Source organism: Neobacillus sp. GCM10027624 (assembly GCF_042675345.1).
GTDB lineage: Bacteria > Bacillota > Bacilli > Bacillales > Cytobacillaceae > Neobacillus > Neobacillus cucumis_D.
In genome coordinates this window covers 522735-541390 of record NZ_JBHTHD010000003.1, presented here as the reverse complement: position 1 = coordinate 541390, position 18656 = coordinate 522735, and the positions used below count along the sequence as shown (strand labels likewise).

Annotated in this window: 17 protein-coding genes; 6 read left to right on the top strand and 11 right to left on the bottom strand. The window is 38.3% G+C overall.

Annotated features, from left to right (window positions below; translation table 11 throughout):
- Positions 1-85 precede the first annotated feature (85 nt).
- The 3 genes from madL (at position 86) to ACFQZ9_RS07570 (ending at position 1614) form a co-directional block, all read left to right on the top strand.
- Positions 86-499, top strand: coding sequence for a malonate transporter subunit MadL (gene madL, locus ACFQZ9_RS07580; RefSeq protein WP_198309636.1), 414 nt, complete (start codon positions 86-88; stop codon positions 497-499).
- A complete protein-coding gene (gene madM, locus ACFQZ9_RS07575) occupies positions 480-1244 on the top strand; it encodes a malonate transporter subunit MadM (RefSeq protein ID WP_198309635.1) in 765 nt (254 codons plus the stop codon). Before madL ends, madM begins: the two co-directional genes overlap by 20 nt.
- 118 nt (positions 1245-1362) lie before the next feature.
- On the top strand, positions 1363-1614 hold the full coding sequence (locus ACFQZ9_RS07570; protein ID WP_498943031.1) for a YuzB family protein: 252 nt from the start codon (positions 1363-1365) through the stop codon (positions 1612-1614).
- A gap of 52 nt (positions 1615-1666) precedes the next feature.
- On the opposite strand, the gene ACFQZ9_RS07565 is transcribed toward ACFQZ9_RS07570, so the two are convergent.
- Together ACFQZ9_RS07565 and thrC are read right to left on the bottom strand one after the other, a co-directional pair.
- The gene (locus tag ACFQZ9_RS07565; protein ID WP_498943029.1) at positions 1667-2662 is read right to left on the bottom strand and encodes an ABC transporter substrate-binding protein; all 996 of its coding nucleotides are present in this window, start codon (positions 2660-2662) and stop codon (positions 1667-1669) included.
- 304 nt (positions 2663-2966) lie between these two features.
- Positions 2967-4370: a threonine synthase gene (gene thrC, locus ACFQZ9_RS07560; protein ID WP_498943028.1), complete on the bottom strand. Its 1404-nt coding sequence runs from the start codon at positions 4368-4370 to the stop codon at positions 2967-2969.
- A gap of 170 nt (positions 4371-4540) precedes the next feature.
- Between thrC and ACFQZ9_RS07555 the strand changes: the two genes are divergently transcribed.
- Positions 4541-4780, top strand: coding sequence for a YusG family protein (locus tag ACFQZ9_RS07555; RefSeq protein WP_198309631.1), 240 nt, complete (start codon positions 4541-4543; stop codon positions 4778-4780).
- Positions 4781-4917: 137 nt separating this feature from the next.
- Here the strand turns inward: ACFQZ9_RS07555 and ACFQZ9_RS07550 are convergent, their stop codons facing one another.
- The 4 genes from ACFQZ9_RS07550 to ACFQZ9_RS07535 all read right to left on the bottom strand — a co-directional run bounded on the left by ACFQZ9_RS07550 (position 4918) and on the right by ACFQZ9_RS07535 (position 12172).
- On the bottom strand, positions 4918-6351 hold the full coding sequence (locus ACFQZ9_RS07550) for a GntT/GntP/DsdX family permease (RefSeq protein ID WP_498943026.1): 1434 nt from the start codon (positions 6349-6351) through the stop codon (positions 4918-4920).
- Between the two features lie 262 nt (positions 6352-6613).
- Entirely contained in the window at positions 6614-7315 is a 702-nt protein-coding gene (locus tag ACFQZ9_RS07545; protein WP_498943024.1) for a response regulator, read from the bottom strand.
- 12 nt (positions 7316-7327) lie between these two features.
- The gene (locus ACFQZ9_RS07540; RefSeq protein ID WP_498943022.1) at positions 7328-8917 is read right to left on the bottom strand and encodes a sensor histidine kinase; all 1590 of its coding nucleotides are present in this window, start codon (positions 8915-8917) and stop codon (positions 7328-7330) included.
- A 171-nt stretch (positions 8918-9088) separates the two neighbouring features.
- Positions 9089-12172 carry an efflux RND transporter permease subunit gene (locus ACFQZ9_RS07535; RefSeq protein WP_498943020.1) on the bottom strand — a complete coding sequence of 1028 codons (3084 nt, stop codon included), beginning with the start codon at positions 12170-12172 and terminating at the stop codon, positions 9089-9091.
- Between the two features lie 97 nt (positions 12173-12269).
- On the opposite strand from ACFQZ9_RS07535, the gene ACFQZ9_RS07530 reads away from it, so the two are divergent.
- Positions 12270-13097, top strand: coding sequence for a TetR/AcrR family transcriptional regulator (locus ACFQZ9_RS07530; RefSeq protein ID WP_498943018.1), 828 nt, complete (start codon positions 12270-12272; stop codon positions 13095-13097).
- Between the two features lie 96 nt (positions 13098-13193).
- Here ACFQZ9_RS07530 and ACFQZ9_RS07525 read toward each other — a convergent pair whose 3' ends face one another.
- Positions 13194-13982, bottom strand: a complete 789-nt coding sequence (locus tag ACFQZ9_RS07525; protein WP_498943016.1) for a hypothetical protein — start codon at positions 13980-13982, stop codon at positions 13194-13196.
- A gap of 349 nt (positions 13983-14331) precedes the next feature.
- Between ACFQZ9_RS07525 and ACFQZ9_RS07520 the strand changes: the two genes are divergently transcribed.
- A complete protein-coding gene (locus tag ACFQZ9_RS07520; RefSeq protein ID WP_198309624.1) occupies positions 14332-14583 on the top strand; it encodes a hypothetical protein in 252 nt (83 codons plus the stop codon).
- A 39-nt stretch (positions 14584-14622) separates the two neighbouring features.
- Here the strand turns inward: ACFQZ9_RS07520 and ACFQZ9_RS07515 are convergent, their stop codons facing one another.
- From ACFQZ9_RS07515 to ACFQZ9_RS07500, 4 genes are all read right to left on the bottom strand, one after another.
- On the bottom strand, positions 14623-15858 hold the full coding sequence (locus tag ACFQZ9_RS07515; protein WP_498943015.1) for an NAD(P)/FAD-dependent oxidoreductase: 1236 nt from the start codon (positions 15856-15858) through the stop codon (positions 14623-14625).
- 183 nt (positions 15859-16041) lie between these two features.
- A complete protein-coding gene (locus ACFQZ9_RS07510; protein WP_208025302.1) occupies positions 16042-16338 on the bottom strand; it encodes a ferredoxin family protein in 297 nt (98 codons plus the stop codon).
- Positions 16338-17633, bottom strand: coding sequence for an FAD-dependent oxidoreductase (locus ACFQZ9_RS07505; RefSeq protein WP_498943012.1), 1296 nt, complete (start codon positions 17631-17633; stop codon positions 16338-16340). Before ACFQZ9_RS07505 ends, ACFQZ9_RS07510 begins: the two co-directional genes overlap by 1 nt.
- Positions 17617-18654 (bottom strand): electron transfer flavoprotein subunit alpha/FixB family protein, encoded by a 1038-nt coding sequence (locus ACFQZ9_RS07500; protein WP_198309621.1) that lies wholly within the window; start codon positions 18652-18654, stop codon positions 17617-17619. The genes ACFQZ9_RS07505 and ACFQZ9_RS07500 overlap by 17 nt, the downstream gene beginning before the upstream one ends.
- Positions 18655-18656: the final 2 nt, after the last annotated feature.

Below are 18656 nucleotides of genomic sequence, written 5' to 3'. Positions count from 1 at the left end.
CCAGTTCAGACACATTAATTTATTTTCTATTCAATTTTCAACCTTGTCCTTTTATTTTAAGAAAAAATTGAAAAGGAGAAATTGCATGGTTATTTTTGGGGTCGCATTATTATCAATTTGCTTATTATCTGGAGTGTTTTTTGGAGATCTCCTAGGACAAATCCTAGGAATTGACGCAAATGTAGGCGGTGTCGGTTTCGCCATGCTGATGCTAATTCTACTTGTGGAGTATCTGAAAAAGAAAGATAAGCTAAACAAACAGACACAAGAAGGACTTGGTTTTTGGAGTGGTATGTATATTCCAATTGTGATTGCCATGTCAGCACAGCAAAATGTCGTTGCGGCCCTAGATGGTGGAGTCTTGGCTATTGTAGCTGGAGTTTCCGTCGTTTTGATTAGTTGGGCGATTGTTCCTTTATTAAGCAGGGGTGGCTCACTAAATACAACACTTGAAACTGATATGGCCGGAGGTGAGCAGCATGTTCGAAACATTAGGTAATGTTCTGCAAAATAATGGATTAATTGTTGCTTTTGCCATTGTCGGTTTGACGATGTATCTATCTTATTTTATTTCTGACAAATTAACAAAGGGGCGCATCCATGGTTCAGCCATTGCCATCACACTGGGACTTGTGCTCGCCTATATCGGCGGAGTAGTTTCAGGCGGTGAAAAAGGACTGGCAGATATTAGTCTTTTCTCAGGAATCGGACTGATGGGGGGCGGAATGCTTAGGGACTTTGCGATTGTTGCCACTGCCTTCGGAGCCAACTTTAGTGAAATCAAAAAGGCTGGTATCAATGGAGTTTTATCCCTCTTTATTGGCGTTATCCTGTCTTTCGTTGTAGGCGTAATCATCGCTCTCGCATTTGGATACAGAGATGCCGTTAGTTTGACCACTATTGGTGCAGGTACAGCTACATACATCGTAGGACCCGTAACAGGGTCTGCAATTGGTGCCAGCTCAGACGTGATTACCTTAAGTATTGCTGCAGGTCTTGTCAAATCCATCCTGACGATGATTGGCACTCCATTTATCGCGAAATATATTGGATTGAACAACCCGCGGACAGCCATGGTATATGGAGGGATCATGGGAACAACGAGTGGAGTTGCTGGTGGTTTGGCTGCCACAGATCCAAAACTAGTACCGTATGGTGCGGTTACTGCCACTTTCTATACTGGTTTGGGCTGTCTGCTTGCTCCTTCTGTTCTATTTTTACTGACTAAAGCAGTTTTTGCATAAATTAGTCATTCCTTCAATCTGAGTTTAACGTTAATAAAGTTAAATAAACGGCCACATTTCATTTGATGTGAAAGGTGGCCTTTTATTTAGAAGCAATATGTTAAGGGGAAAGAACAGGATGAGAGTTGCTAAGTTTTGTGAGCAAAACATTAAAGTAACCGATATTGACAAGGTAATTGACCATCTTCGCACCTATTATCAAAATGATGTAGATGTGAGCATTGTAGACTGCTTTAGAAGGTGTTTAGAATGCAGAGTGAGACCGTTTTGCCGCATTCAATTAACAACAATCGAGGCTGATGATGCAGGAAGCCTAATCAATAAATTACTTCAAGCTGTTAACTCAGCAACGAAAAATACCACCTTGTAAGAGCTAAGGTGGTATTTTTTGTTATTTATTAAAGGATTAAGAATTTAGGCTTCTATTCCCCTACAATTTTAGCATCCTTTAACAGATCATCTGTTAATTTGATTCCTTCCTGCTCAGCCGCTTTTTTATTAATCATCAGCTGAAGGTTTTCTGGGAAACCAACAGGAATTTCGCTTGGTTTCTTACCCTTTAGAATATCCACAGCCATTTTCCCGGTAGTGTAACCAAGGTCATGGTAGTCAAAACCATACGATGCAAAGGTTCCTCGTTTGACGGAATCCCCTTCACCTACAAAGGTTGGGATCTTTTTCGCATTCGCTACCTTGATAACAGATTCAAGAGCAGATACGACAGTGTTGTCCTTTGGAATATAAAGTACATCTGCACGTCCCACCAAGGATTCAGCTGCCTGCTTTACTTCGGAACTAGTAGAAATCGTCACTTCAACAGATTCAAGCCCTGCTGCCTTAATAGCTTCATTAGCATTTTTCACATTGACAACTGAGTTAGGTTCACCATTGTTATAGATGATACCCACCTTCTTGGCATTTGGAACAAACTTTTTAATGGCATCAATCGTATTCTTGATTGCTTCTGGGTGTGTATCAGAGGTTCCTGTTACGTTACCACCCGGCTTATCAAGACTTTGAACCAGTTGAGCCCCAACCGGATCGGTAATGGCGGTAAATAAGACTGGAATATTCTTCGTTGACTTTACAACCGCCTGTGCACTAGGAGTAGCAATTGCCAAAATGAGATCATCCTTGTCGTCAACCAATTTTTGAGCAATCGACATATTGGTATTCATGTCCCCTTGGGCATTTTGGTAATCAAGCTTCAAGTTCTTTCCTTCTTCATAACCGGCATCCTTTAGTGCTTTGATAAAACCTTCTCGTGCAGCATCAAGAGAAGGATGCTCGACAAGCTGTGTAATGCCAATTTTCACAACCTTTTCTTTTTTCTCCCCGGATGTTTCCTTACTTCCTGCTCCGCATGCGGAAAGCAATAATAGCAGTCCACAAACGATGATGACAAAACTTTTCTTCATCTTCTTCCTCCCCAATTTCTTCGACTACATATGTACTTTCTTTTAGAAAAATTGATAAAGTAGTCTTCTATTTTTCTATCGCTAGAAATTTATAATATTCAGATTTTAACACTATTATTTGTATAGGACAATATAATTTTAAGAATTTTTTGTCAAATCAAACAGCATTTTCGACATGGACATGAATATGTCAAGAAAACAAAGGCATATATAATGAAAAAGCCCCTTATTGGAAGGGGCAAGATTAAAATTTTTAAAAATATTGGACAGATAACCCGTCATCATTGATTAGTGATATTTATTACTAATTGGTAGAAAAACTAAATAGCTTCTCTAACTCCCGAACAATTATCTGATTGTCCGCATCAATAACCTCTAGATATTGCGGTTTATTAAACAATTGACTTATTTGTTCCGGGAAAGTCTGCTTAATACCACAACGTTCGATTGACTCATTAAATTTAGCTGGATGAGCAGTTGCAAGAGTGACACAAACCTCATTTGGTTCATTGCATACTTCGAATGCAGCAACCCCGCAAGCTGTATGTGGATCTAATAGATAATCGGTTTCGTCAAAATACTTTTTAATCGTATCCAAGCATTCTTCTCCTACTACTCCATGTGCAGCAAAATCTTTTTGCACCTGCTGGAGTTGTTCCCCACCGACAATAATTTTTCCTTCTGTCTTAAATTGATCCATTAACTCCATTACTTTGCTTGGGTTTTCACCAACCAAATAATACAGATAACGTTCGAAATTACTGGCAACTTGGATATCCATAGAAGGGCTAAAAGTGCTTTGGAACTCACCTGGCTTGTACACTCCCTCATGGATAAACCCTTCTAAAATATTATTCTCATTCGTCGCAACAATAAGCTTTCCAACAGGAAGACCCATTTTCTTTGCAAGATACCCGGCAAATATATCTCCGAAGTTCCCTGTTGGAACACTGAAGTTAACACTTTTTGCGTTTGTCTCTTTTGCCACTTGGAAATATGCATAAAAATAATAAACGGTTTGTGCTAGAATTCGGACAAAGTTAATCGAATTAATCGCACGGAGATGATATTTATTTTTAAATTCAACATCGGCAAACAATTCCTTAATGATTCTTTGGCCATCATCGAACGTACCTTTTATCGCAAGATTCAAAACACTTTCGTCATGAACGGTCGTCATTTGCAGTTCTTGTACCTTACTTACTTTTCCATGTGGATGCAAAATACAAATGCGAATACCTTCTTTTCCTCTTACGCCTTCAATGGCGGAAGCACCTGTATCCCCCGATGTAGCGCCTAGAATATGAATGGTCTCACCTGTTTTCTTTGAGACATAGGAATATAGATTTCCTAAGAATTGCAGCGCAATATCTTTGAAAGCAAAGGTCGGACCGTGGAACAATTCCAGCACATACATGTGATCCTTCACTTTTTGGACAGGTGTTACCTCCGGATGGCGAAAAGTTGCATAGCTTTTCTCGATTAATTCCTTTAGCTCATTATCCGGTATTTCCCCTTCTACATAATAAGAAAAGATTTCATAAGCTAATTCCTGATACGTAAGCTTAGACATTTCTTGCAGTTTTTCAGCAGGAATTTGCGGGATTCTTTCTGGGACTAAAAGCCCTCCGTCATTTGCCAGCCCCATTAAGACTGTATCAATAAAACCAATTTTACTTACATTTCCGCGTGTACTAACAAAGTTCATAGGTGATCCTCCAAGCTAATATTAAATGTATTACTATCGTTACTCAAAACTGGTCGTAAGTCAATATTAAATGCCTGAATATTTCGCTTTTATTTCTACCTTTATATTCCATAAAACTTTAGAAGAAAATGGGGAAACTAGCTGTATCATACTGTAGGAGTTGAAAGAAGATGGCTTTGAAACAACAAAAAATAGATGTGACAGATAGTGTAACTGGGAAAATTAAAAACGGTGAAATGGAATTATATTTAGAAAATACTTGTATTGGAAAAATAAAGCTTTCTGGAAATCTTCAATACGATTTGGATCATCATTTTGAGGCGGACCAGCAAAAAATTTACCAGCACGTTACCGTAACAGAAGGCCCAGATGCCAAGTATACGGATTGTGATGATGGTGGCTGGTGTTAACAAGCCCTTAAAGTTGAAAGAGCCTAGATTTTAAACTTTGAAAACCTAGGCTTCTTTATATTTGAAGAATTTAGTTGGCTGCTAGAGTGAAAAATTCTTATACAGATAATTAATCTCAGCTAGGAGTTATATTTTACTTAGAAATGAGGCAGTAAATTTAATAGCAGTGCCATAACCAATCCTACCAGCCCTATGATTGATTGAATAATGGTAATCGTTTTAAAGGTTTCTCCCATTGACATTCCAAAAGATTCTTTTACTAACCAGAATCCTGCATGATTAGCGTAGTTAAAGAATAAGGAACCTGCGCCAATGGCTACTACTAATAATTCCTTATTAATACTAGGATCTGACCCAACTAGCGGTGCCAACAATCCTGTAGCTCCAACAATCCCCACGGTAGCAGACCCTGTTGTGACAGATAATAAAGCAGCAATAAGCCAGCCAATTGCAATGGCAGAGAGTTTCATTCCCGAAGTTAGATGGATAATTGCATCACCTACATGAGAATTAACAAGTACCTTTGCAAAGGCACCGCCCCCTGCGATAATTAACAAGATGCTTGCAATAGGCTTAAGACACGCTCCAAATGAATCGCGAAGTTTTTTTGTATCTACTCCGCGTCTATATCCCAATAAAATGATCCCTACGATTAAACCAATAAGCAAAGCAATAACGGGCTCTCCTATAAATTCAGTGATTTTATTAAACATAACCGAATTCTTAAACACTGTTTCAGCTAATGTACGACTTAACATGATAACCATTGGCAACAAAATAACTACAAATGAGGTTACAGTTGAGACCGGACGGTGTTCTACAGTTGCTGCCATATATTTTGAGGCGTCATTTGATACTGAAGTTTTCTCTGACCCTACGGAAGCTGCGGTATATTGGTCAAGTAAAAGTTGATCGGGACGAACGTTCATCCGTGGTGCAATAAATTTACCGTATACAGGTCCCGCTAGGATCGCTGCTGGAATTGCACAGATAAGCCCATAAATCATCGTAACCCCTAGATTTGATTTAAACCCTTCAATCGCAACAAGAGGACCTGGATGCGGTGGTACCATACCATGCATGGTTGCGAGAGCAGCTATAGCAGGTACGCCTATATAAATAAATGCTGAACCTTTTAAATTCCCTTGCTTTTCCACTTGGGCTGCGACCGAGAAGACAAGTGGTAAAATCATGATCAATCCTACCTCGAAGAACATGGGGATTCCAATAATAAACGCTGCCGCACCTATTAACCATGGTAAAGTTCGCTTGGTGGATCGTTTTAAAATAACGGACGCGATTTGATCAGTTGCACCGGAATCCCCCAATAGTTTTCCAATCATGGCACCAATTGCGACCTGCAGTCCGACCCCTCCCAATGTATGACCAGCACCGTCTTCAATTGAAGTGACAATGGTTTCAGCATCAAGACCTGATGCAAACCCTACACCAATTGAAACCACCAATAATGCTAACATAGGGTGGAACCGTAATTTTGAAACAATAAGGAAAACCAGCAGCAAAATACCACATATTGCAACAATGAGCAATGAAATATCATGACCTGTCATAAACTGCACCCCTTTTAAAATTGTAAAATATATAATTTGTACCTTTGAGCAAGAGAGCGCTCTCAAATCTCCCTAAAATAAAGCTAGATAACGCTTTCAAACCGTCGTTTGAAGAAGCTATTAAGATAACTGTATAGTTTAGGCAGAAAAATTAAAATATTATCTAAATTAGTTGAATTAAAATAATAAACTTAAAATTTACATTTAATGTAAATACAAAAAGAAAACAAAAAAAGATTGGTTTTCACCAATCCTCAGGTCATCATTTCTTTTTCCATTTGTATTTACGTTCTGGCCGACCCACCGAACCATACTGGATATCTACTTTCATTTCATCAATAGATGAAAGATATTCTAAATATTTTCGTGCAGTGGAATCTGTGATTCCAAGAAGGACAGCTAACTCCTCTGCACTTACACTCCCTTTTTCAAAATGAAGCTTGTCACGGACTCTCAACAATGTAAATCGATCGATGCCTTTAGGAAGTTGTTTTTCTTCCCTTAGTTTAGGAGTAGCAGGGTCTGCTAAGGAGAAAAAGGCATCGATTTCTTTCTGAACCATCGTTTTTTTAATCTGAAGCTGCTCCATCGTTAGCTTATATCTAGTCAATTCATTCGTGAACTTCTTAATATCAATTGGTTTAATTAAATAACTAAAAACACCTCCACGAATCGCCTCTGTAACGGTTTCTGCGTCATTTGCAGCGGTGATGGGAATTATATCTATTCCCCTAAATTTCATTCTAATTACTCGAAGTAAGTCGATACCGTTCATATCCGGCAGATAGATGTCTAACAAAATTAAATGGGGTCTAAATGTATGAAGATAGCCAAGCGCATCCTCCCCTGAATTTGCAATAGCAGAAACCTCAAATCCCTCAATTTTTTCAGTGAATTTTTTATAAATATTTGCAGCAACTGGATCATCTTCAATAATCAAGACCTGAATAGGGTTTCCTGCCATGAACATTCTCCTTTATCTTTTCGGAATCACAAGTGTAAATTTAGAACCTCCTAAAAGGCTGTTCGTGATAAATACTTGACCATTTAATTGCTCAAGGGAATTCTTAACGATGCTTAGACCAATGCCGCGATTTTTCCCTTCTTTGGTGGTATACCCCTCTGTAAAAATAGTATTTTGCTTTTCGTTTGGAATACCGGATCCATTATCTTGAATATCAAAAACAAGATCCCTGCCAATATCGGTGAAAGAGACTATTACCGTTGCCCCCATTTCGTGTTTTTCCTTTGCAGCTTCCATCGCATTATCAATAATATTACCGAGAATGGATACAAGCAGCTTCGTATCCATTGATTCAGGTAGCTCAGAAAGAAGACTTTCTTGATCAATATTTAAGTCTACCTTTAACTCTTTTGATCGATTTATTTTACCTAGCAAACAGGCTACAAGGAAGGGATCCTTTACAGCTGTCATTAAAAATACGATTGTGTCTTGGCGATCCTCCACTTCACTTGATATGAGATCCCTGGCCTTATCGTATTCTTCAATACTTAATAATCCATATATCGTATTTAATTTGTTGAGAAATTCGTGATTGAGGGCCCTAATGTTTTCGGAGTAAGATTTAATTTTTGAAACTTCATCAAACAATTGCTCAATTTCAATTTCAGTCCGAATTGTTAGGACGACGCCTGCAATTTCGCTCAGTTGTGTTACGATTGAAAAATCGATAACATACACTTGATCACCCAAAAGGATCTTTTGATTAGATCTTCCTGTTTTGGTTTCAATAACTTCTTGAATCATTTCTCTTAAACGAGAGGTTTGGATAATCGAATCCTGCAGCGGAAAATTTCCCGTAAGCAATTCCCGTGCTCTTTTATTCATAGAAAGTACACGAAAATCACTATCTACCGCTATGATTCCATCCCGAATCGACTCTAGTATTGCTTCCTTTTCTTTAAAAACATAAGAAATTTCCTCAGGTTCGAGACCAAACATTTTCCGTTTTATTCTCCTTGCAATAAAAAAAGAAGCTGCAACTCCCATTACGAGTAGCAATAGAGCAAGTACAATAATTTCTTCTCTATAGGTAAGAATTCTTTTTTTTACATCCACCATTAAGAAACCGACAGAGGAAACACCAATTATCTTCCCCTTTTCATTTAGAATAGGGGTTTTAGCTTTGATTGCAGGACCCGAGATTCCTTCACCAAAATATACAACGGAAATGTGCTGCTTAAAAACAGGCTGATTGCTTGTACCCATTGATTTACCGATATATTTTGGATTGGGGTGGGAATAACGGATTCCCTGTTTGTTTCCGATCACGATATAACTAGCTCCTGTTTGCTTTCTCATCCTCTCCGTAATCGGTTGAATTTCCTTTGACGGGTTTTCGCTTTTAAAAGCACGAATAATCCTATCATCTTGTGCAGCTAATTTTGCTACAGACATTGCCTCGTGACCAAGATATTGTGTTGAAAGATCGTTAATTATTTTCGTAAAAAAAATAGCTGCTAATATCGTAGTAGCGCAGATAACAATCGATATGTGCAATACCATCTGAGTAAATAATTTCATTTTCCTGTTGGGGAATTTCATATACAGTTCTCCATGGTTGAAAGCGTATTATATTTCTAGTATATCAAATAGGATCTGACGAAAAGCCATAAGTTTTTTATTTATTGACTAATATGAAAAAAGGAGCCGCCCAATTATTTGAGCAGCTCCATAAATTACTTTTAAAGATTTCACCTTATAAGTCTGATTTCATTAATTTTCTTGTATTTCTCTACGGTTTTTCTTAAATAATTTTGATAGGACTTCATATACAATTGGTACAACCACTAAGGTTAATAAGGTCGAACTTGTTAAACCTCCAATTACTGTAATCGCAAGTCCTTTGGAAATCAAACCTCCGCCGCCTTCTCCAAGCGCTAATGGGATTAACGCACCAACTGTAGCAATAGCTGTCATCAGGATTGGACGTAGACGCGTTGCTCCTGCTTCTAAAACAGCATTACGCATACTCAATCCATCACGTTCCATATGGATAATCCGGTCTACCAAAACGATCGCATTCGTGACAACAATCCCGATTAACATCAGCAGACCCATCATAACGGATACAGAAATGGTTTCTCCTGCGATGAATAAACCTACAAATGAACCGATGACGGCAAATGGTAACGAAAACAGGATGGCAAATGGTGCTACACCCTCACGGAAGGTTACCACAAGGATGAAATATACGATGGCAATTGCAGCAGCCATAGCTGCACCAAGTTTCGTAAATGTATCAGACATATCTGCCTGGACACCGGCAACACTAACCGTAACCCCTTTTGGTAAATCTAGTTTATCCACTTTTTTACCGACTTCAGTGGTTACCTTAGAAATATCCTTGCCTTTCACTTTTCCAGAAACAGTTGCGTAGTATTCACCTTTACTGCGTGAAAGCGTATTTAAGGTTGTTCCTTTTTTGACTTTGACAAGATCGGAAAGAGGAACGTTTTTACCAATTGCTGTTGGGATTTGTTTATCTAACATATCCTCAATTGATTTCGGTTGTTTCTTTTGTTCCTGCTGAACAATTACATCTAACGCGTTACCGTCCTTCTCCACCGTTGTTAATACATTCTCCGTTTTTTGCGGACTTAGCATTCCAACAAGCTGACCGGTGGTTAAACCGTATTTTATCAATTCATCTTGCGCCACACGGAATGTATACTCAACAAAAGGGTCCTCCGCACTTGAAGTAACATCTTTCAAGCCGTTATTCTTTTTCAAAACATTTTCTACCTTATCAACAGACTTATAAAGTTTATTTAAATCTTCACTATAGAGGGTATAGCTGACCTCATCATTAGAACCAGACATCGAAGAGAAGTTCTGACTCTTCCATTTTCCTGATTGATTCATACCCGCTACATACTTTTCAATTTCCTCTTTCACTTTCGGGAAATTCTTCGTATCCGGATCAAAGATGAGGTACATTAAACCTCCGCCGCCTGCTCCGCCAAACATTGCGGCTGACGTGTCTCCAGCTTCTGTAACAGATACTTGAACGATATCAATATCATCACGTTTTTGCATTTTTTGTTCAACTGCTTTAACGTTTGCTAAGGTATCTTCACGAAGCTCGCCCGCTTTTGGAGTATACGTTAAGTACATCACTTTATCTTCTTGGCTCCCCATAAAGCTAAATCCGATTAGCGGGGTTAACGCCAAACTTCCCGCTAATAAAAGGATCGCAAGGATAGAAGCAATCACTTTATGATTAAGCGACTTGTTAAGAAAACCTTTGTACCATTTTGCTAAGTTACCAACTTCTTTATGGTGTTTTTCGGTCTTTTCACCATATAATTTTTTCTTAAATAAGAAGTGAGATAAAGCAGGAACGATTGTAATGGCCACAAGTAATGAAGCCCCAAGCGAAAACGCCATCGTTAATGCAAATGGTGCAAATAGCTCCCCGACCATGCCACCAACGAAAATCAGCGGTGCGAATACTGCAACCGTTACTAAGGTTGATGACAGGATTGGTTTGAACATTTCAATGGTTGCCTCACGAATCAGAGCCCGTCCATTTAATTGCTCTTCTTTTAAATGTAATCGTCGGTAAATGTTTTCAACTACAACGATGGAATCATCAATTACACGGCCGATCGCAACGGTAATCGCTCCAAGAGTCATAATATTCAACGTAATATCCATCCAATGAAGAATCATTAACGCCATAAAGATAGAAACAGGAATCGATACGATTGAAATAATCGTTGACTTAAAATCACGCAAGAAGAGGAGGATGATTAATACAGCAATCAACCCACCAAATACTGCTTTTTCAATCATCGTTGTAATGGACTCTTGGATAGGTTTTCCTTGGTCAAGGGTCACATCAATCGCAAGTCCATCCACTTTTGCTTTTTCATCTTTAATAACCTTTTTCACTTTGTTCACAACATCTACAGTGTTAGCTTGTTGACCTTTAACAATTTGGATCGCAATTGCCTCTTTGCCATTTGTACGTGAAATGGACTGCACTTTACCCACTACATGAATTGAAGCTATGTCACTTAGTTTCACAAATGGCGAACGATTGGTGGCAGATGGTGTAACTGGGATTAACATATTCTTTAATTCTTTAACCGTCATGAACTTACCGTCGATTGCAACAGCTTGTTCACCTTCTTTAAACTCATAAAGTCCTAATGAAACTGACATATTACTTGCCTGAATCATTTGTTTGACTTTATCTTCTGTTAAACCGAATTGAGCCATTTTGGATTTATTATATGTTAAGTCTACTTCATCGATGTGCTGACCTGTGATCGTTGCATCCGCAACACCCTCGATTTTCTCGATTTTCGGAAGTAAGCTTTCCTCAACTGTTGACGTCAATCCAACAATATCCTCTTTGGAACTACTTACACTCAGGGCTACAACCGGCATCATATTCATGCTAATCGCAGATGTTGTCGGCTCTTTTGCCCCATCTGGCAATTTCACATTCTCTAATGCAGATTTTAATTCCCGTTTTGCTTCGTCCATATCAATACCATATTCGTACTCCACCTGAATACTAGCCATGTTAGAATAGGAATTGGAATACACAGACTTCACGTGATCAAGACCTTCTACTGCCTTTTCAATTGGCATCGATATATCTTCCATTACATTCTTAGGAGTCGCTCCCGGGTAAACATCCGTCACCATTAAGTAAGGAATCGATATATTCGGAATGGTCTCCATGTTCATTCTTGTGCCTGAATAAATACCAGATACCGTAATGATAATCGTGAGCAGCCAGACCGCTAATTTATTTTGAAGAACAAAATTAACTAACCCTTTCACTTTTACACCTACCCATAATTGACTTAACAAACTCAATTCCTTATACTAATGACCAATCGGTCAATTGTCAAACGAAAGGTAATAGGAGTGCGATTTAATGGTTAAAAAACAACTAATTATGGAAAAGGCTTTAGAACTTTTTGCAAAGCAAGGATTTGAGGCCACTTCTGTACAACAAATAACTGATTATTGCGGCATATCCAAGGGGGCATTTTACCTTTCTTTCAAATCAAAGGATGAATTAATTATCGCATTAATTGATCAATTTATGATGCAGATTATTTCTGATATTGACTACCTAGTCATAAATTCGAAAGTTGAAGAGCTATTATATGATTTTTATTATGCAATCTACTATAATTTTCAGAAGCATTCGGATTTTGCAAAGGTTTTTATGAAAGAGCAGTCACAAACCCTTAATAAAGAACTCATTATGAAAATGAAATACTATGATAAATTAATGGGGAATAGTATCCTTTCGATGATCGAACGGTTATATGGGGATGAAGTGGAAGAAATACAATATGATTTAATGTTTTGTATTAAAGGATTTATGAATACCTACTCACAATTATTTGTTTTTTACAATGTTCCATTAGATTTGCAGTTACTTTCGGTATCATTAGTGGAAAAAACAAACTTATTGGCTCATCATATGACCCTTCCATTTGTTTCTAGGGAATTTCTACATATGCTTGAGCCTCTAAGTGAGGAAGTCACAAAGGAACAAATTCTCGAGAATCTTGAACAGATAATCGGTGAAATGGATGAATCGATTGAGAAAGAATCATTAACGCTATTAAAACAGGAGCTGCAAGAACCAGTATACAGCTTAGCGATCGTAAAGGGGTTAGTGGAAAATATTCGAAATCATCCGCATTGTAAATGGATCTATTATTTGCTTCGCCGGTATTATGAATTTTAAAAAAGCCTCTTTTGCTAAATCGGGATTCCCGACTTAGCAAAAAAAGGCACAACCACCTTAGTATTCACTCACAGAGTACGATAAAATACTGATACATTATTCCTTACTATTATTTCTAAATTGATCATAGTCTGTTTTAATATAATGAAAGGTTGCAGCATTCCCTCCATGGTCAGGATGGGTTATTTTTAATAAATTTTTATAGCTAGTTACGATTTCTTTTTCGGTTGCTGTTTTGGCAAGTCCTAATTTTTGGCGATAATGATTCGTTCTCGGTTGTGGAGTACTTAGTTTCCTCTCAGGGTTTCTTTTCATTCCATAAGAGGGATCTTGTTTTAATTTTAAAATTTCATTGCGTAAATCCCTGTTTTCTTTTAGTAAATTCATGCTATCGTTCTGCAGTTCACTTTTTTCACTCTCGAGGATGGCAACTTCTCTATTTAATTTATCTCTTTGTTGTTTTAACGTGTAAATGGAAGTTTTGTGGAGTTGCTCCATTCCTTTAATATGTTCATTTTGTGCATTAATTTTTTCTTTTAATTGCTGGATAATCTTCAATTGATCTTGAGGATTATTTAAAAATTGATTCGTCACTGCTTTACTGGGTTCAATAGCGGTGTCCTTCTTCCTATTCCTCACGTTTTTAATTTTTCCTTCACTCAACCAGCGCCCAACAATTTGTGCACTGTCGCTTTCAGTAACTCCAGCATCCGTTAACATGGAGAATGCTTGGTCCATATTATCAATTATGTATTCATTATTCCGATTTCCTTTTCCTTCGAAATAAATCCTTCTTTCCCGTAACCATCGTCTAATCGTTTCAATACTGGTTTCTTCTTTGACGCCTGCATCCATTAAGAGGGCATAAGCTTGGTCTGTATTCACAATATTCTCCTTCCTCTTATTCTATTTATTTCTTAATACTATATAAGGAAATGAAAAAAGTGAATGGATAAAAAAGACTAAACAATGCCTATTTCTATGCTGCTATTTTTGTAAAGGCTATGTTAAAGGACAATGTTGATTTTGAAAAACGTTGATTGGAGAGGAAATCAACACCCAAGTTTAATAGTGCTTTTGTAAAAACTGTAAAAATCAAAATACAAATAGCCTATTTTGTTTGTTGACATAACTTATTGAACAATATATGTACTTTTTGGTAAAAATCACAAATACAAACAAAGGTAGATTATAATTTTAACAAACACCTTCACTTGTCAAGGAGATGGAGAAAATGAACACACTATTTATTCAATTAACATGGTGGCAAATTGCTTTATTGGGAATATACTCATTTTACACAGTGCTCAGGGCGTTTTGGATTTTTGACAGCGGCTTACGGCAGGCAACCATTGGAAAGAGCAAGGATATCAAACTTTATCACGTCCTATGGTCAATTATTGATATCCCCGCCATTATTTTAGGAACACTATTTCCTTTATTTAAAAGGCTTTTTTCCATTACAGTTGTACATTTAAAGCATTAAAAGAAAAGTTGCTGGCAACATTTTTATATACTGTTAAATTTAAGAGAAATTTCCTATTATCCTTTGGAGTTCTTTTTCAAAATCAACAGGCTCGTTGGCATAATTATAGATTCCTAAAAATTTCTCTATAGCGGATGGATGGGTACTAATAATTTTATTGATAGCATCTTGTTGTTCTGTGATGATTTCATTCTTAGAAAGCTCACAGCCCATATAAAAACGAATCATAAATTCTTTTTCCATTGATTGTTGGTACTCCCCCGCTACTGTTTCCCATTGATTTGTTTGCCAATTATTATTTTTAATTAAGATATTTGCTAAGATTTGTGCCCCACGGATTGCATCATGGATACCTTGAGCCATTGCCGGATCCTTAAAACAAATGGAATCTCCAACCAATGCCCAACCAGCACCCATTCCCTGGTACCAATAGTTATCATAGCCAATCAACCCTTTAATTGGTTCTGTCAATTTTGAAGCCTTTAGACGATAACTTAATGTTGTGTTTGGAAAATGATTATCGATAAATTGACGAAAACTACTTTCTGGATCCTCTTTAAAGTTTTCAAGTAAGGTCTTATTTTCTAATGAAAAATTAGCAACCACTACATATAAATGATCATTTGTAGGAAAAAGAATCGCCATTTTATCTTTTCTTTTATATACCTCAAATTTAGGAACAGAATCATGATGAATCCCGGAGAAATATCCGAAATAAATAGCAATGCTGGATGGACTGATAATTTTCAGTTGACTTTTTACTAGTTTTCGAATCTTAGAGTTTCTTCCGTCCGCACCAACCACCAGACGGGCTCGGTACTCTTGTACTATTTTAGACCTATCTTCCCCTCTCACACCTATTACTGTTTCTCCATCATAGATTACATCTGTAACTCGATATCCTTCGATCACTTTAATATTTTTATTGGATTTTGCATGGTTAAGCAGAATATGATCCAGATGGGTTCTTCGAATACAATAAGCAGTATCCTCATCATCAACAGCAGGTATTGGACCTTCAATCACGGTGTCCTCGAACTGAAATTTGATTGTCTGGACAGGTGTTACATTTGTTTCTAATAGTTGATCCAAAACCCCCATCTCTCTAAGAATCGCTGTCGTATTATTAAAGAACGTATTGGTGGACAAGGTATCTCTTGGAAAGGTGGCACGGTCCACTAGCAGTACCTGAAAACCCGATTCAGCAAGCTGGATGGCCAATGTCGATCCTGCACACCTCGCTCCAGTGATGATTACGTCATAACTCTTATTCATTGTACCCCTCCATATAACTATTTAAAAATAACTATTTTAATGGTTTGGATGCTCAATTTTTGAAACAGGTGATAGCTAACAATGTGCTACCTATTCAAAATTTGACCTGGCAAGCCAATTATTCATCCTTCAACAAATGAAAGGACTATCCAAATAGATAGCCCTTTAAATATGAATCTAGTGTTATCCTAACCTGAAAACTATACCGTGGCCGCCCTTCGGATACTCCCATTTTATATTTTGATGAGGACAGCCAATCCGGCAGCTGCCACATTCATGACAGCCTTCGTACCCAACATGCATGCGGATATCTTCCCATTTATAAACCTCTGCCGGACAAAAAATCGTACAGATTTTATCGGGACATTTCGTTAAACAAATATCATTATCTTTTACATGAAGATGAGATTTAGTATCAGCGTTAAAGCGAACGAGATATTGCTTTTCTTCGATAGACTGAAATTTTTTCTGTTCACTCATTATTTCATCACCTTCCAGGCTTTATAAACATCGCGTGCAAGTTTCATCTTCTCTTTCGCAGATCCTAGCCCTCTTATGACTTTCTTTTGTTTCTCCCATTTGGACGTTCCATCAACGGTAAACATTTGACTTGCAGCTTTATTGATCATTGGAATATACTCTTCAAAATACTGCGGGAATTTATTAAAATGATGGGTTGAATCTTTATATTTTTTCATGTCCTGACCGACAAATCCTGCAAATAATTTTTCTTTATAGTGGCTCAGCATACCTTCAGAAAAGTTTTCTGATTGCATTGCTAAAAGAACCGTTTCCGCTGCCAGTCTGCCAGAGGTCATCGCTAAATTCGATCCTTCCCGATGAATCGCATTGACCAACTGGGAAGCATCTCCGATGACGATGACGCCGTTCCCGACAATTTTCCCCATCGAATTAAAGCCGCCTTCTGGAATCAGGTGAGCTAAATACTCTGCCGGCTCGCTGCCTTGAATATACGGGCGGATCATCGGATGGTTTTTTACATATTCAAGTAAGTCATATGGTTTAATTTTATGTTTAATCATCCCGGATAGAAGTGTCCCGACACCAATGCTTAATGTATCTTTATTGGTATACAAAAACCCTGTGCCGAGAATTCCTTTTGTGGCATCTCCAAATAATTCAATCGTGCAACCCTGATTTTCTTCTAGGTTGAAACGGTCTTCAATGATCTTTTTATCAAGCTTCAAAATTTCCATCGTGGCCAAGGCTGTTTCTTCTGGTTTAAGCTCCTTGTGAAACCCGAGCTTTTGAGCCAATAGTGAGTTCACCCCGTCTGCTAAAACGACGACATCTGCATAAATATCTCCGTCTGGACGATCTGTTCGGACACCGACAACCTTTCCATTTTCAACAATACATTCTAATACGACAGTTTCGCATACTAAAATTGCACCTTGCTCGACCGCCTTCTCGGCAAACCACTGATCAAAATTTGCTCGTAATACGGTAAAGTTATTGTAGGGTTCCTTGGCCCACTCCAATCCTTTATAACTAAAGGTGACAGCAGACTCCTTATCCATCATCATAAATCGCTGCTCAACGATTGGTCGTTCAATAGGAGCCTCCTTATAGAACCCCGGGATAATATCCTCCATCATTTTTCGATAGAGGACACCCCCCATGACATTTTTGGAACCTGGGTACTCTCCTCTTTCAATAAGCAAGACGTTTGCACCGCCTTTTGCTAAATCATGGGCACAGGAGATCCCAGCGGGCCCTGCCCCGACGACTATACAATCAAACTTCTCCGGCATAGCTCTCTACCTCCTCTCTTGATAAAGCTTTCTTAAACTGTTCAATTAATATTGGTACAATTTGAAAGGCATCACCGACAATTCCATAGTGACAAGATTGGAAAATAGGCGCTTCCGGATCTTTATTTATGGCAATGATCAAACCGGAGTTTTTCATCCCAACGACATGTTGAATCGCTCCTGAGATTCCTATTGCAAAATAAATCTTTGGCGTGACCGTTACCCCGGTCTGCCCAACTTGGTGAGGATGAGCAATCCACCCCGCTTCCACTACATCCCGGCTGGCACCGACAGCTCCGCCAAGCGTTTCGGCTAAATGGTGAACTAACTGAAACCCTTCTGCACTTCCCAACCCTTTTCCCCCGGCAACGATAATATCGGCCTCGTCGATTCGGACCTTTTTTGTGGTTTCCTTCACAATTTCTAATACTTTTGTCCGAATATCTTCTTCTTGTAAGGAAATGGTTTCTTCAATAATCTTACCTGTTCTGCCTAATTGTGGCGCCAGCGCTTTCATGACTTTGGCACGGACTGTTGCCATTTGCGGGCGATATTTTTTACAAAGAATCGTCGCCATAATATTTCCCCCAAAGGCTGGGCGGCTGGCTAAGAGTAAACCGGATTCCTCTTCTACATCCAACTCGGTCGTATCCGCTGTTAATCCGGTTGGCAAGTCGGTAGCAACTGCACTCGCAAGGTCTTTTCCGGTTGAGGTTGCGCCGTATAGAATAATTTCAGGTTTATATTTATTCGAACAAGCAAGAAGTGCCTTCATAAAGGATTCTGTACGGTAATGTTTAAAAATCGGCTGGTCGTAGACATAGGCTGTATCTGCTCCATATTCAAAAATCGTCCTTGTTAAAGATTTAATATTTTCCCCGATGATAACACCCGCCAGCTCACATCCACGTTTATCGGCCAATTTCCTCCCTGCCCCTAGTAGCTCAAGAGAAACTGGAGCAATTGCCCCGTCTTTTTCTTCGATAAATACCCAAACACCTGAATAATCTTTAAAATCCATCC

What these genes read in the sequence shown, in the direction of transcription:
- ACFQZ9_RS07545 (WP_498943024.1), bottom strand. Translation starts at nt 7,315, where the DNA reads ATGGCAGGAAACCCTATTCAGGTCTTGATTATTGAAGATGATCCAGTT.
- ACFQZ9_RS07530 (WP_498943018.1), top strand. Translation starts at nt 12,270, where the DNA reads ATGGTTAAAAAACAACTAATTATGGAAAAGGCTTTAGAACTTTTTGCA.
- ACFQZ9_RS07515 (WP_498943015.1), bottom strand. Translation starts at nt 15,858, where the DNA reads ATGAATAAGAGTTATGACGTAATCATCACTGGAGCGAGGTGTGCAGGA.
- ACFQZ9_RS07540 (WP_498943022.1), bottom strand. Translation starts at nt 8,917, where the DNA reads ATGAAATTCCCCAACAGGAAAATGAAATTATTTACTCAGATGGTATTG.
- ACFQZ9_RS07510 (WP_208025302.1), bottom strand. Translation starts at nt 16,338, where the DNA reads ATGAGTGAACAGAAAAAATTTCAGTCTATCGAAGAAAAGCAATATCTC.
- madL (WP_198309636.1), top strand. Translation starts at nt 86, where the DNA reads ATGGTTATTTTTGGGGTCGCATTATTATCAATTTGCTTATTATCTGGA.
- ACFQZ9_RS07500 (WP_198309621.1), bottom strand. Translation starts at nt 18,654, where the DNA reads ATGGATTTTAAAGATTATTCAGGTGTTTGGGTATTTATCGAAGAAAAA.
- ACFQZ9_RS07555 (WP_198309631.1), top strand. Translation starts at nt 4,541, where the DNA reads ATGGCTTTGAAACAACAAAAAATAGATGTGACAGATAGTGTAACTGGG.
- ACFQZ9_RS07570 (WP_498943031.1), top strand. Translation starts at nt 1,363, where the DNA reads ATGAGAGTTGCTAAGTTTTGTGAGCAAAACATTAAAGTAACCGATATT.
- madM (WP_198309635.1), top strand. Translation starts at nt 480, where the DNA reads ATGTTCGAAACATTAGGTAATGTTCTGCAAAATAATGGATTAATTGTT.
- ACFQZ9_RS07505 (WP_498943012.1), bottom strand. Translation starts at nt 17,633, where the DNA reads ATGCCGGAGAAGTTTGATTGTATAGTCGTCGGGGCAGGGCCCGCTGGG.
- ACFQZ9_RS07550 (WP_498943026.1), bottom strand. Translation starts at nt 6,351, where the DNA reads ATGACAGGTCATGATATTTCATTGCTCATTGTTGCAATATGTGGTATT.
- thrC (WP_498943028.1), bottom strand. Translation starts at nt 4,370, where the DNA reads ATGAACTTTGTTAGTACACGCGGAAATGTAAGTAAAATTGGTTTTATT.
- ACFQZ9_RS07520 (WP_198309624.1), top strand. Translation starts at nt 14,332, where the DNA reads ATGAACACACTATTTATTCAATTAACATGGTGGCAAATTGCTTTATTG.
- ACFQZ9_RS07565 (WP_498943029.1), bottom strand. Translation starts at nt 2,662, where the DNA reads ATGAAGAAAAGTTTTGTCATCATCGTTTGTGGACTGCTATTATTGCTT.